Annotated in this window: 12 protein-coding genes; 8 read left to right on the top strand and 4 right to left on the bottom strand. The window is 73.2% G+C overall.

Translation table 11 applies throughout. The features are described from left to right. The first annotated feature begins 58 nt into the window (after window positions 1–58). A complete protein-coding gene (locus ACFXKZ_RS41130) occupies window positions 59–1,120 on the top strand; it encodes an alkene reductase (RefSeq protein WP_380009417.1) in 1,062 nt (353 codons plus the stop codon). Window positions 1,121–1,307: 187 nt separating this feature from the next. Here ACFXKZ_RS41130 and ACFXKZ_RS41125 read toward each other — a convergent pair whose 3' ends face one another. Continuing rightward, entirely contained in the window at window positions 1,308–1,673 is a 366-nt protein-coding gene (locus ACFXKZ_RS41125) for a MerR family transcriptional regulator (RefSeq protein ID WP_380009414.1), read from the bottom strand. 108 nt (window positions 1,674–1,781) lie between these two features. On the opposite strand from ACFXKZ_RS41125, the gene ACFXKZ_RS41120 reads away from it, so the two are divergent. The 3 genes from ACFXKZ_RS41120 to ACFXKZ_RS41110 all read left to right on the top strand — a co-directional run bounded on the left by ACFXKZ_RS41120 (window position 1,782) and on the right by ACFXKZ_RS41110 (window position 4,165). After that, entirely contained in the window at window positions 1,782–2,681 is a 900-nt protein-coding gene (locus tag ACFXKZ_RS41120) for an NAD(P)-dependent oxidoreductase (protein ID WP_380009411.1), read from the top strand. Window positions 2,682–2,742: 61 nt separating this feature from the next. Further along, a complete protein-coding gene (locus ACFXKZ_RS41115; protein WP_380009408.1) occupies window positions 2,743–3,174 on the top strand; it encodes a PPOX class F420-dependent oxidoreductase in 432 nt (143 codons plus the stop codon). Window positions 3,175–3,496: 322 nt separating this feature from the next. Further along, window positions 3,497–4,165 (top strand): DUF4232 domain-containing protein, encoded by a 669-nt coding sequence (locus ACFXKZ_RS41110; RefSeq protein WP_380009405.1) that lies wholly within the window; start codon window positions 3,497–3,499, stop codon window positions 4,163–4,165. Window positions 4,166–4,209: 44 nt separating this feature from the next. On the opposite strand, the gene ACFXKZ_RS41105 is transcribed toward ACFXKZ_RS41110, so the two are convergent. Further along, on the bottom strand, window positions 4,210–6,219 hold the full coding sequence (locus ACFXKZ_RS41105) for a hypothetical protein (protein ID WP_380009402.1): 2,010 nt from the start codon (window positions 6,217–6,219) through the stop codon (window positions 4,210–4,212). 207 nt (window positions 6,220–6,426) lie between these two features. Between ACFXKZ_RS41105 and ACFXKZ_RS41100 the strand changes: the two genes are divergently transcribed. Both ACFXKZ_RS41100 and ACFXKZ_RS41095 read left to right on the top strand, forming a co-directional pair. After that, window positions 6,427–6,795 (top strand): glycosyltransferase, encoded by a 369-nt coding sequence (locus ACFXKZ_RS41100; protein ID WP_380009399.1) that lies wholly within the window; start codon window positions 6,427–6,429, stop codon window positions 6,793–6,795. Window positions 6,796–6,846: 51 nt separating this feature from the next. Beyond that, window positions 6,847–7,647: a glycosyltransferase gene (locus ACFXKZ_RS41095; protein ID WP_380009396.1), complete on the top strand. Its 801-nt coding sequence runs from the start codon at window positions 6,847–6,849 to the stop codon at window positions 7,645–7,647. A gap of 89 nt (window positions 7,648–7,736) precedes the next feature. Here the strand turns inward: ACFXKZ_RS41095 and ACFXKZ_RS41090 are convergent, their stop codons facing one another. After that, entirely contained in the window at window positions 7,737–8,747 is a 1,011-nt protein-coding gene (locus ACFXKZ_RS41090) for a Gfo/Idh/MocA family protein (RefSeq protein WP_380009393.1), read from the bottom strand. Window positions 8,748–9,345: 598 nt separating this feature from the next. On the opposite strand from ACFXKZ_RS41090, the gene ACFXKZ_RS41085 reads away from it, so the two are divergent. Further along, window positions 9,346–11,481, top strand: a complete 2,136-nt coding sequence (locus ACFXKZ_RS41085; RefSeq protein WP_380009390.1) for an ATP-binding cassette domain-containing protein — start codon at window positions 9,346–9,348, stop codon at window positions 11,479–11,481. 28 nt (window positions 11,482–11,509) lie between these two features. Then, window positions 11,510–11,710 carry a hypothetical protein gene (locus ACFXKZ_RS41080; protein WP_380009387.1) on the top strand — a complete coding sequence of 67 codons (201 nt, stop codon included), beginning with the start codon at window positions 11,510–11,512 and terminating at the stop codon, window positions 11,708–11,710. Between the two features lie 69 nt (window positions 11,711–11,779). Here the strand turns inward: ACFXKZ_RS41080 and ACFXKZ_RS41075 are convergent, their stop codons facing one another. Continuing rightward, the gene (locus ACFXKZ_RS41075) at window positions 11,780–12,622 is read right to left on the bottom strand and encodes a helix-turn-helix transcriptional regulator (protein ID WP_380009384.1); all 843 of its coding nucleotides are present in this window, start codon (window positions 12,620–12,622) and stop codon (window positions 11,780–11,782) included. Window positions 12,623–12,732 lie beyond the last annotated feature (110 nt).

Below are 12,732 nucleotides of genomic sequence, written 5' to 3'. Positions count from 1 at the left end.
CATGCACACAATCGGTGTCGCTACCGCCCCCGTTTCCGCTTCCGGCGAAAGAGCCCCCATGCACTCTCCCCTGCTCGACCCCTATCGCGGCCCGAACCTGCACCTGCCCAACCGGGCGGCGATGGCGCCGATGACCCGCTCGCGCGCCGACGACGCCACCGGGGTCCCTACGCCGATCATGGCCGCCTACTACGCCCAGCGCGCCGCCGCCGGTCTGATCGTCAGCGAGGGCATCTGGCCGCATCGCCTCGGCAAGGGCGGCCCCGGCGTGCCCGGCCTGACCGACCCGGCGCAGGTGGCCGGCTGGCGGGAGGTGACCCGCGCGGTACACGCCGAAGGCGGGCGCATCTTCGCCCAGCTGTGGCACGTGGGCCGGGTCAGCCACCCCGATCTCCTCGACGGGGCACGGCCGGTCGCCCCCTCCGCCGTGGCGATCACCTCCGGCGCCATCCACACCGCCGCCGGCCCGAAGTCCTATGTGCGCCCGCGCGAGTTGTCGACCGCCGAGGTCGCCGCGTCGGTCGAGGCGCATGCCGAGGCCGCGCGCAATGCCGTCGACGCCGGTTTCGACGGAGTCGAGATAAGTGCCGCCTACGGCTATCTGCTCGCCCAGTTCCTCGCCGACAGCGCCAACCGGCGCACCGACGGCTACGCCGACCACGTGCGCTTCCCGATCGAGGTCGTCGAGGCGGTCGCCGCCGCGATCGGGCCGGAGCGCACGGCCTTGCGGATCTCCCCGGACAACACGCAGCTCGACATCGTCGAGGTCGATCCGGCGACGCGCTACCGCCGACTGGTCGGCGCGCTGGACGGGATGGGACTGGCGTACCTGCACGTGGTGCAGTCGGGGGTCTATCCGGCGCTGGCCGACCTGCGGCCGCGCTGGGGCGGCACGCTGATGGCGACGTACGACGGCGCCGAACCGGGCGGCCACGAACGGGCGGAGCACGCGGTGCGGACCGGGCTCGCCGACGTGTACGCCTTCGGTCGACTGTTCCTGGCCAACCCCGATCTGCCCCGACGCCTCGCCGCCGGCGCCGTGTTCAACCGACCGCTGAAGACCGGCCACTACGGCGGCGGCGCCGAGGGTTACCTGGACTACCCGCGCCTGGACGGGTGATCGGGGTCGATCCCGCCCTGGGACGGCGGCGATTCCCGGAGTCGGGCGCGGGGGAGGATTCCGGGCGTGACCGACTCCGGGCACCACCTCGACGGTGCATCCGAGCAATTCGCCGATCGAGAAGGGGCGCGCGGCGATCCGCGAACCGGGTCACGAGCCCTGAGCAGGTCCGCCGACGGCCGGGGCGTCAGTGCGGGGCGCCGGCGCGTTCGGAGGCGTCGAGGTAGGTGTGCAGCGCCCGGCGGGTGTGGGTGAGCGCGTCGATGCGCTGGTCCAGTCCGTCCAGGCGGGTGCGCAGGAAGTCGGTCAGCTCGCCGCAGGGGGCGAACTCGGGGGCCGCGCCGATCGCGCAGGGCAGCAGATACGCGATGTCCTCGGTGGACAGCCCGGCTTCGAGCAGGCTGCGGATCTGGGTGACGGTGAGGACGGCGTCGGCGTCGTACTCGCGATAGCCGTTGGCGCCGCGCGCGGGTTCGAGCAGGCCCTGGGCCTCGTAGTAGCGCAGTTGGTGGGTGTGTACCCCGGTCCGTCGACTCAGTTCCCCGATCAGCACGTGCGCGCTCCTGGTGGACGTTCGTGGTCGACCTTCGCGGTTGACCTTCATACCGGTGTGAACGTCGATGATCCTGCCACAGGCATCGCGTCACACGAAGGAGCCACGATGGGAAGGCACGACGTCGACCGCACACCCGTGACGGTCATCGGTCTGGGGCACATGGGTCGGGCACTGGCCGACACCCTCCTGCGCGAGGGATACCCCACCACGGTGTGGAACCGTTCGCCGGCCAAGGCCGACGACCTCGTAGCGCGGGGCGCGCGGCTCGCCCCGTCGGTCGCGGACGCCGTCGCGGCCGGCGCGCTCGTGGTCGTCTGCGTCACGGACTATGCCGCCGTGCGCGAACTGCTCGACCCGCCGACCGGGACGTTGGCCGGTCGGACCCTGGTCAACCTGACCACGGGCACCTCGCGGGAGGCCCGGGAGACCGCCGCGTGGGCGGCGGGGCACGGCGCGGACTACCTCGACGGCGCGATCCTGGGCGCGCCGACCGCGATCGGTACGCCCGAGGGGGTGATCCTGTACAGCGGCCCGCCGGCCGCCTTCGAGCGGCACGAGGCGGCGCTGCGGAGCCTGGGCGGCGGGACCGCGTACCTCGGCGCGGACCAGGGTCTTTCCGCGCTCTACGACGCGTCCATGCTCGGTCTGATGTGGGGCATCCTGAACGGTTTCCTGCAGGGGGCCGCGCTGCTCGACACCGCGGGGGTGAGCGCGGGCACGTTCGCGCCGGTGGCCCGGCAGGGGTTGGCGACGGTGGCCGAGTGGCTGGCCGGCTACGCCGCGCAGATCGACGAGGGCAGCTATCCGGTGCTCGACGCCAGTATCGACACGCACCTCGCGTCGATGGAACACCTGGTGCACGAGAGCGAATCGTTGGGCGTCGACGCCGCGTTCCCGAGGCTGGTCCGGGCCGTGGCCGAGCGGGCGGTGGCCGACGGGCACGGCGGCAGTGGTTACGCGGCCGTGATCGAACAGCTCCGTGCGCCGGCCGGGACCCGCCCGTGATCGGCGATCGGGCCGGGCGCGGGGGGAATACGCGGCGCCCGATCGGGAATTGGGCCCTGACATGAGCACCTCATCGTTCGACCCGCATTCGCTGCTCGCGCAGAGCCGCCTCGGCGTGCTCGCGACCATCAAGGCGGACGGCCGCCCCCAGCTGTCCCCCGTGATGCCCTTCTACGATCGAGCGGCCGGCGTGCTGCACGTCTCGATGACCGAGGGCCGGGCCAAGACCGCGAACCTGCGCCGCGACCCGCGCGCGACACTCGAGGTCACCAGCTCGGACGGCGGCTCCTGGGCCACCGCCGAGGGCGTCGCGACGCTGATCGGACCGGGCACCGACCCGGACGGTCCCGAGGCCGACGCGCTGGTGGACTACTACCGCGCGGCGGCCGGGGAGCACCCGGACTGGGCGGAGTACCGGTCGGTGATGGTGTCCGATCGTCGGGTGCTGATGACGATGACGGTCGACCACGTCTACGGAGCCAGAATCCGCTGACCCGTCCGGCCCGTCCGGCCCGTCCGGCCCGTCCGGCCCGTCCGGCCCGTTCGCCCGTCCAGCGTGACCGGCGGTACCGATGGGACCCGCGTCGATCACGTCGACGGGTGTGGGTCGGGCGGGGGTCGGGCGCGGTGGCGGGCGACGGCCTCGCGGACCGTGGGGGTCGGGCCGGGGCCGACCCCCACGCGGGTGCCCACGACCCCTCCGTCACCGAATGATCACCGACCGCACCACGCGTACGGCAGGCGATTCGTACCCCTATATTGATCTGCGCTCTGCCCGGGGAACCAACAACCGGGCACTACACGGGGGAATCACCATGTCTGCTTTCGTGCGCCTCGGCGCGGTCGTGATCGCCGGCTGTGCGGTGCTGGGCCTGTCCGCCTGCAACGACGAGGACAAGGAAAAGAAGGCCACCACGGCGGACCCGGGAGGCCGGGCCATCACCGCCCCGGCCACCGCCGCCGCGACCGGCACCACACCCTCCCCGACCGCCTCCGGCGCCGCGACCAGGCCCGCCGGCACGCCGACCTCGACCGCCAAGTCGACCGGTACCCCCGGCGGGGAGTGCGCACAGGACCAGATCTCGCTCAAGGTCGACTACCCGGCCGGGCACAAGGACGTGCTGTTGGTCGTGGGCACCAACACCGGCGCGGCGGCCTGTGTGCTGCCGGGTTGGCCGCAGGTGTACGCGGGCGGTACGGCCGGCCGGGACGTCGAGCACGGCAACGACTACCAATACCCGTTCCAGACGCTCAAGCCCGGCGGCACCGCCTACGCCGCCTTCCACCCGGCACCGCCGGCCCCGGGCGGCGGCTCGGAGATCGCCGACATCCAGGTGGCGGTGGAGGCGAACAAGGCCGGGCAGACCGGCAAACGGCTGCCGGTGCACGCGCTCGACAAGCCGAGCGGCCAGCTGTTCGTGAACGCCGATGCCGTCATGGGTGGTTGGTATCCCACGACGGCCGCGGCGATCGCCGCGAAGTAACCCTCGGCAAGGTGGGCGGGATCCCGATCCCGCCCACCGGTGGGTCAGCGGGGGCCGTTGCCCTGTTCGACGCGCTTCCAGGCGTCCGCGAACAGTTCCGGCAGGGTCCGGTCGAAGTCGGCGCGGAAGTAGATGGTGAGGCTGTCGGGTACGAGACGGATACCGAGGAAGGTCGCCTTCCAGGTCTCCATCGAGTGGTATTCCGGCGTGTGCGCCTCCGCCCACGGGCCCGGCAGGAAGAGGCCCCGGTAGGCCCGGGAGCGTTTGTCGGCGACCGCCAGGCTTGCGTCGACCAGGGCCGTCGCGGCCTTGCGATGGCGGGTCGGGGTCCAGCCGTTCCAGGTGCGCACCCTGCGGTCGGTCGGGGCCTCCAGGACCAGCAGTTGCAGGTACAGGGCCGCCGCGTCGGGCGACAGTGCCAGTGACGCGGCGACCCGGTCGACCAGTTCCGGGACGCTCGCGGCGGGGTTCGCCTCGTACGCGCCCGGGGGCAGCGCGCCGGAACGCACCCGCTCGACCACGCCGGTGAAGTAGTCGCTGCGGATGCGCCGGACGTGGTCGACGGCGCCCCTTCCATGGAAGCCGTTGCGCCTGTCGGTGAGTTGCCTCGTGCGCTCGGCGTCGACATCCAACAGGGCGGGACGGAAGCACAGTTGGGGGGAGTGCCGGTACCGGCCGTAGTGCGACGGCGGCGGTGCCCCGATCGCCACGGTCAGCCCGTCGTCGAACGCCGGCGCGGTCAACGGCTCCGGGCTCCGGTAGGGATCCGGGCCGAAGAGCGCGCGCAGGTCGTCGTCCGTGATTTCTCGCGGGCCGTCGCCGCCGTGGAGCAGCAGTCCGGGATGGGCCAGTCGCGCGCGAAGTTCCTCGATCAGGGTGGGCAGACTTTCCCGGATCGGGTCCCCGGCGGGCAGTTCGGCGTACACGGTCGGCACGAGCATCGCCACGTCCTGCAGCAGGTGGGCCAGGCGCCGGGGTTCGTCCGTCGTGCCCGAGGCGTCGACCAGCCTGATGGAGGTCTCCGAGGCGTGCGGCCGGGTGTCCAGATCCTTGGCGACCAGCGGCTCGTCGGCGGGGTGGGCGAGGGTCGCGCAGATCTCGGCGGCCGGTGTCCGCGGCTTCTGCGCGGCGATCAGCGCCCGTGAGGTCTCCGGGATCGGGGCGTGGTGACCGCGCCGGGCCCGCCACGCGGCGGCGATCCGGCCGGCGACCTCGCACGGGCCGGCCGGCGACCACAACTCGGCGGGGTCGGCCGGCAGCGCGTGGGCGAACAGGTCGAGCCGGTCGGTGTCGGTCAGCGGTGCCAATTCGGCCTCGGCGGGCTTGGCCTCGGTGGTGGTCAGGCCCAGGGCGTGGCGCTCCTCGCGCGCCGGGAACGGGTCGGGGGAGGACGGCGTCCCGGGGTTGGCGGCCAGCAGGAGGGTGGCCGCGGCGCGGGACATCCCGGTGGCGTCGACGAGCAGGGCAACCGCCTCGGGGTCCCACGGCATCGGGCCGCGGGTCCGCACCAGGGCGACCAGTTCGCGGATCTGCCCGGCACTGCCCCAGGCGCCGCGCGGCACGTCGACGACATCGGTCATCGGGCCCAACTCGGGTGCCTCGGCGGCCCCGCGCCGAAACTCCAGGACGCGGATGCCCTTCCAGACGTGGAACAGCTTGATGGTGGCGCCGTGTTCGTCGCGTATCCCGGGTGCGAACACGCTCGGTTCGGACACCTTTCCGGTGCGCCATCGGGCGTCGGCGTCGACGAATCCGGTGTCGGACCAGACCTCCAACAGGGCGAGCAGGCGCTCGCGGGCCTCCTCCGGGGCCGACGGCGCCGCGGCGCGCAACGCGATCGCGCCGATCCGGCCGATCAGCGCCGCCCATTCGCCGTGCCCGACGGGCTCGGGGGCAAGATGCCCGGCGGGCGGGTCCCACGTGCCGGCCAGGTATCCGCCGACGCGTTCGATGCCGGCGAGCGAGGCGCCCCGCCAACTCCCGCCCGTGTGGAGCAACCCGGTGACGGCCGCGGCCACACCCTCGTCGTCGATCGCCTGAAAGTTGTGTGCCATGGCCCCTTTCTAGCCCGCCGCCCGGACAAAGCGGCCGATGGAGGGGGTTCGTCGCGCATGTTCGGGTCGGGGCGGGCGGGGGGACTTGCGGCAAGGCCCCCGTGCGGGCCCACAATGCCGACTCACGGTGATCGACTACCGGCTGATCGTGACCACGACGGTGTCGCGAGGGCCGGGTCCGAGGTCGATGCGGGAGAGGGAGTTTCGATGCGTGTGTTGTTGTCGACGATCGGGTCGCGGGGCGATGTGCAACCGATCGTCGCGTTGGCGCTGGAGTTGCGCAACCTCGGGGAGGACGTACGGGTGTGCGCGCCGCCGGACTTCCGGGCCTGGCTCGAAGGACTCGGGATCGAGTTCGTGCCGATCGGTCCGGAACTGGCCGGGACCGCAAAGGCCGACCCGGCCGCGGGTCCGCCCACGCCCGAGCAGCGTCGGCGGCTGATCGAGGGCACGGTGGCGACCCAGTTCGACACCATCCCGGCGGCGGCCGCGGACTGCGACGTCATCGTGGCGGCCACGGCCCTGCAGATCGCGGCGCGTTCGGTGGCCGAGTCGATGGGAATCCGTTACGTCTAGGCGAGCTATTGCCCCATCGCCCTGCCGTCCACCCGGCATGCGCCGCCCCCGATGCCGGGACGGCCGCCGAGCGAGGGCGGCGCCGACCACGCCGCGCTGTGGGCCGAGGACGCCCGGCGCCTGAACGACCTCTGGGGGCCCGCTCTCGACGCGCATCGCGCCGGCCTCGGACTGGGGCCGGTCGACGACGTGCGCGGCCACATGTTCACCGAACAGCCGTGGTTGGCCGCCGATCCGACGCTCGCGCCCTGGCCCGGGCCGGCGGATTCGGATGTGGTGCAGACCGGCGCCTGGATCCTGCCCGACGAACGCCCGCTCGCCGCCGAGGTGGAGGCATTCCTCGATGCCGGCGAACCGCCCGTGTACTTCGGCTTCGGCAGCGTCCGTGCCCCGCACGACCTCGGCAAGAGCATGATCGAGGCGGCTCGGGCGCTCGGACGCCGTGCGATCGTGCTCCGAGGTTGGGCCGAACTCGCGCTCCCGGACCGGGAATCCGACTGCCTGTCGATCGGCGAGGTGAACCATCGGGCGCTGTTTCGCCGGGTGGCGGCCGTCGTGCACCACGGCGGGGCCGGTACCACCACCGCGGCCGCACGGGCGGGCGCGCCGCAGGTGATCGTCCCGCGGCACTACGACCAGCATTACTTCGCCCGGCGGGTGGTCGAACTCGGCATCGGACACGCGCACGCGCCCGGGACGGCGACCACCGACTCGCTGATCGCGGCGCTCGACGACGTCCTGCGGCCCGAGCCGGCGCAGCGCGCCGCGGCGGTCGCCGGTCGGGTACGGACCGACGGGGCGCATGTCGCGGCGCTGCGCTTGCTCGCGGCAGAGCGCCAGGGGCCGTGTTGAGCCGTCGGGCACGGCAACGGCCTTGGCCGGCACGTCGGTTGCCTGGATCGGGCCCGCCGCCGGACGCGTCGGCGGCTCGCCCGCGTCGGCTAATCGACGCCCGGGTAGCGCACCCCGATGTGCTCGCGCACGGTGTCCAGCGTGCGCATCACGGCCAGCGTGCCCGCCAGTGGCACCAGCGGGGATTCGGTCTCGCCCGCGCGCAGGCAGCGCATGACCTCGATCGCCTCGTGCCGCATCGTGCCGCGTTCGGGATCGTCGGTGACGTCCGCGAGCAGCACGGTCCGCGGCTCCTCGCCCCGGCGGTGCACGACGAACCGGTCCGGGTAGTAGAAGCCGTCGGTGAACTCGATCCGCCCCAGGGTGCCGGCGACGGTCGCGGGCGCATCGGTGTCGGCCGTCATGGAGCAGCCCAGGGTGGCCACGGCACCGCTGTTCCAGCCCAGGACGATCCCGGTGTTCGCGTCCACCCCCTCGGGGGTCCGGTGCGCCCAGGCCCGGACCGTGTCGGGCTCGCCGAGCAGCAACTGGGCGAAGGAGACCGGGTAGACGCCCAGGTCGAGCAGCGCGCCGCCACCCTGCGCCGGGTCGCGCAGCCGGTGCTCGGGCGGGAGGTCCTCGGCGAAGCCGAACGCGGCGGACACGCTGCGTACCTCGCCGATCACGCCTTCCCGGACCAGTTCACGCATCCGGCGGATCAGCGGGTGGCAGTACGTCCACATGGCTTCCATCAGGAACAACCCGCGCTCCCGCGCCAGTTCGACCAGCTCGCGGGCCTCGCGCGAGTTCAGCGTGAACGCCTTCTCGCACAACACCGCCCGCCCGGCCGCCAGACACAGCCCCGCCGCCTCGCGATGCGCCGAGTGCGGGGTGGCGACATAGACGATGTCGATGTCGTCGTCGGCGGCCAACTCGGCCCAACTGCCGTACGCCCGGGGGATCTCGTGCCGCTCGGCGAAGGCCTTGGCGCTCGGAGTGCTGCGCGACCCGACCGCGATCACCTCGGTGTCCGGCAGGCTCCGCAGCGCCTCGGTGAACTCGGCGGCGATACCGCCGGTCGCCAGGATGCCCCAGCGAATGGTTCGTACGGCAGCGCTCATCGTCGCACCTCACCCTTGGTCCGGCCGCTCCGTCCCCGCCAGGATAGGCAGCCCCTCGGCGCCGCGCCCCGACGGGGCAGCGGGCGGCGGCGTGCGCGGCGGTTCGGCCCCTGGCGCGTGTCTTCAATCTCCCGCCGAGCTCCACGACGCCCGGCACCGCACCTCGCCACCCCCGGAGAAACAGGCGAATGGAACCACTGTGCACCTGCTTCTCCGGCACGCCGATGCACGGCATCCGCCCTTCGGGCTCCTCGCTGCGCTCACGCCGCGGAGCCCGACGGGGGCTTGAAGACACGCGCCAACGCGAGGGCGGGAGTCGTTTGTCGCGCGTCACCCCGGCCGGCCGACGCGCCTCCCGGGCGCGCCCGGCGCGCGGTGTGGTCGATCGGACGAGGGCGCGTGTCGTGGGGTGTCCGGCGCCGATCGGTCGGCGGAGCCGGGCAGCGAATCGTTTGGTCGAGCGCCCGTTCGAGGCGCCCGATTCGGTTCCACGCCTCGCTCTCACACCGGTGCGCTCTGCCGGGGTGTCACCCCACCGCACCAGCATTGGCGGACGCTCCGCCGAGCGATCCCACCCGCACGATCGGAAGGCGCCGTCGTGACCCCCAAACCCGCCGGAGAAGATCCCACCCCCCTGAGCGACGCCCGCTCGAAACCCGGGCCGAACGCCATCCCGCACCAGAGCGCCACCACGCCCGAGGCCCCCGCGGAGACCCCGCCCGAGGTCCCCACCGAAGTCCCGACCCGCGTCCCGACCGAGCGCTCCGTCGGAGCCTCGACCCGAGTCCCGCCCGAGCTCCCCGCCGAAGCGCCGACCCGAGCCTCGACCGAAGACCCCGCCGAAGCCCCGCCCGCCGACGAACGCCCGGACCAGGAACTGGCGTTCGCGCCCCCGGGCCGGGATACCGCCGTCGCGCTGACGAAGATCACCACCCGCGCCATGGCCGCCCGCCTGCCGCACCTGCTCGTGCGCGCCATGCGCCTCGCCTGGAAGGCCGACCCGCGAGCCCTGGTCGCGCTGATGGTATGTCAGGTCCTGGCCGGCGTCCTCGAAGCCGGCGGACTGCTCGCCACGACCGGCACGATCACCGCGCTGATCGCGTCGGGTGACGTCACCGACCGCTTGCGCGACGCGCTGCCCTCGATCCTCCTGCTGAGCGCGGCGGTCGGGCTGCGCGCCGTGCTCGGCATCGCCGTGGTGGCGCTGTCCGCGCGGGTGACCCCGCGGCTGACCCGCGAGTCCGAATGGCTGCTGCTCCAGGCCGCCTCCCGGGCCGAGTTGGCCGCCTACAACCACCCCGGTTACCAGGACCGATGGGACGCCGCGGACCGGGGCCTGCAATCGATGCGCGGCCTGATGCCGCAGTCCCAGGACGTCCTCGCCGCCTGCGCCTCGCTGATCGCCGCCGCGTCCGTACTCACCCTCCTGCACCCGGTGCTGTTGCCCCTGCTGCTCCTGGGCGCGCTGCCGCGCGGAGTGGCGGCGGTACGCGGCGCGCGCGTCGAATACCTGACCACGCTGCACACCCAGGACGAGCGGCGGCTGCTCAACATGCTGCGCTGGCACATCTCCGACCAGCGCTGGGCCGACCAGCTCCGGGCCGGCACCATGGCGCCGTTCCTGCTCGGTCGCTACGCCGTCGCGGCCGATCGGGTACAGCGGGTCACCCAGTCCGGCGCCTGGACCACCGCCAAGATCGGCCTGGTCGGCGCCGCCGTCGGCGGGCTGGCGGCAAGCCTGGTGTGGGCCGCGCTGGCGTACCTGCTGTCCACGAACCGTATGTCGGTGGCCGCCGCCGGCACCGCGGTGATCGCGCTGCGTACGGTCGGTACGGCCCTGGGCGGTCTGGTGGTCTCCGGCAGTCGGCTCTACAGCGTCGGCCTGTACCTCGACGACTGGGCCCGCTTCCTCGACGAGGCCGGCGGCCACGCGATGACGCGCGGCGACCTCGTCCCCAAGCCGCCCGTCGTGGTCCGCGCCGAGAACGTCACCTACCGCTACCCCGGCAAGGCCGCACCCGCCGTCGCCGACATCGACCTGGAGCTGCGCAGGGGCACCATCCTGGCCCTGGTGGGGGAGAACGGTTCCGGCAAGTCGACCCTGTCCCGTCTGCTGTGCGGCCTGTACCTGGCCCACGAGGGCCGAGTCACCTGGAACGGCGACGACGTGGGCGACCTCGATCCGCACGCGGCCTGGTCCCACGTCGGCTACGTCCCGCAGGAGATTGCCCGCTGGCCGCTGTCCGCCCGACTGAACATCAACCTCGGCCAACCCCGCGAGGACGACGACGAAGCGATCGAGCGCGCGGCCGGCGCCTCGGGCGCGGACGACGTGATCGCCGGCCTCCCACGCGGTCTCGGCACCCTCCTGGCCCGCGAATGGTGGGGTGGCGTCGACCCGTCCGTGGGCCAGTGGCAACGATTCGGCATCGCCCGCGCGCTGTACGGCGAGCCGGGGCTGATCTGCCTGGACGAACCCACCTCCGCCCTCGACCCCCGAGCCGAACACCGCATCTTCGCGGGCCTTCGCGAGATCGCCCGGGACAGCGCCGTCGTCCTGGTCACCCACCGACTGGCCAACGTCGCGGTCGCGGACCACATCGTGGTGATGGACTCGGGGCGGGTGACCCAGCAGGGCACGTTCGACGAACTCCTCGCGGAACACGACGGGTTGTTCGCCGAACTGTGGCGGCTGCAACAGGACCGGGGCGCCGAATCCGCGCCGCGCGCGTAGTCGGCCCGCCCGGACGGAGGAACACCCCATGGACATCGGTACCAGGGTCGAAGCGGTCGGGGACCTGGGCGGCGGCCTCACCCAATCCGTCCCCGCCGGGACCCGGGGCGTCGTCGTGGGCAGCCGGTTCGACGGCCGACTGGAGGTTGCCTTCACCCTGGCGGGCCTCCTCGGCGGCACCCGGTCGGTGACGGTCGCGGTCGCGTCGAACAAGGTGAAGCCACTGTGAGGAAGGCCGGGACGACCGGGGACACCCGCCACACCCGCCACGCCGGGGCATAGGGCTCGCGGACCCGCCCTATCGGGGCTCGTCTTCGGGTTCCGCCCGGCCCGCCGCCAAGCTGCCGAGCAGGCACAGTGCCTGCTCGGTGGCGCTGCCCGGCTCCGCCTGATACACCACCAATTGCTGCCCCGGCGCGCTGTTCACCGTCAACGACTCGTAGGACAACACCAGTTCGCCCACCGCGCGATGCCGGAAACGTTTGGCCTCGGTGCTCTTGCGGCGCACCTCGTGTCGGGCCCACAGCCGGGCGAAGTCCTGGCTGCGCAGCGACAGTTCGCCCACCAGCGAGACCAGCGCCGGGTCCCCCGGATCATCGCCCGCGCACGAGCGCAGCGACGCGACGGTGTTGCGCGCCGCCTGCTCCCAGTCCGGGTAGAACGTGCGCCCGGCCGAGTCGAGGAAGAGCAGCCTGAGCAGGTTGCGTTCGGGCCCGTCGAACAGCGCCGCGCCCAGCGTGTTCGCGGCCAGGATGTCCATGTAGCGACCCAGTACGACGGCCGGCTGCCGATCCCAGGACTGCATCATTTGCACCAACAGCGGACTCACCCGCTCGGCCCGCCGTACCGGCGAGCGGCGGCGCGGCGCCGGGCGGGCCAGTCGGCGCAGGTGTTCCGCCGCGTCGTCCCCCAGGCGCAGTGCACGGGCCGGCGCGTCGACGACCTGCTCGGACGGGCCGCGCTCGCGACCCTGCTCCAGGCGTACGTAGTAGTCGGTACTGACCCCGGCCAGCGCCGCAACCTCCTCCCGGCGCAGTCCCGGCGTGCGGCGGCGACCGACGTGCACGATCCCCGTCGTCGCCACGTCGACCGCCTCACGGCGGGCGCGCAGGAAGGTGCCGAGGGCGTTGTCGCTGTCCATGCCTCGACGGTACGACGAGGGGAGGCGGGCAGCCAGGGTGTGGTGCTCCCAGGGTGTGGTGCTCCCAGGGTGGGCGGCGGCCTGGTTGGGCCGGCGGAGCCCGGCCGGCC

This window comes from Embleya sp. NPDC059237 (assembly GCF_042754105.1).
Taxonomy (GTDB): domain Bacteria; phylum Actinomycetota; class Actinomycetes; order Streptomycetales; family Streptomycetaceae; genus Embleya.
This window is presented reverse-complemented; position numbering and strand designations above follow the sequence as displayed.

Coding starts and splice junctions, on each gene's coding strand:
- ACFXKZ_RS41130 (WP_380009417.1), top strand. CDS start 59: ATGCACTCTCCCCTGCTCGACCCCTATCGCGGCCCGAACCTGCACCTG.
- ACFXKZ_RS41120 (WP_380009411.1), top strand. CDS start 1,782: ATGGGAAGGCACGACGTCGACCGCACACCCGTGACGGTCATCGGTCTG.
- ACFXKZ_RS41115 (WP_380009408.1), top strand. CDS start 2,743: ATGAGCACCTCATCGTTCGACCCGCATTCGCTGCTCGCGCAGAGCCGC.
- ACFXKZ_RS41110 (WP_380009405.1), top strand. CDS start 3,497: ATGTCTGCTTTCGTGCGCCTCGGCGCGGTCGTGATCGCCGGCTGTGCG.
- ACFXKZ_RS41105 (WP_380009402.1), bottom strand. CDS start 6,219: ATGGCACACAACTTTCAGGCGATCGACGACGAGGGTGTGGCCGCGGCC.
- ACFXKZ_RS41100 (WP_380009399.1), top strand. CDS start 6,427: ATGCGTGTGTTGTTGTCGACGATCGGGTCGCGGGGCGATGTGCAACCG.
- ACFXKZ_RS41095 (WP_380009396.1), top strand. CDS start 6,847: ATGCCGGGACGGCCGCCGAGCGAGGGCGGCGCCGACCACGCCGCGCTG.
- ACFXKZ_RS41090 (WP_380009393.1), bottom strand. CDS start 8,747: ATGAGCGCTGCCGTACGAACCATTCGCTGGGGCATCCTGGCGACCGGC.
- ACFXKZ_RS41080 (WP_380009387.1), top strand. CDS start 11,510: ATGGACATCGGTACCAGGGTCGAAGCGGTCGGGGACCTGGGCGGCGGC.
- ACFXKZ_RS41075 (WP_380009384.1), bottom strand. CDS start 12,622: ATGGACAGCGACAACGCCCTCGGCACCTTCCTGCGCGCCCGCCGTGAG.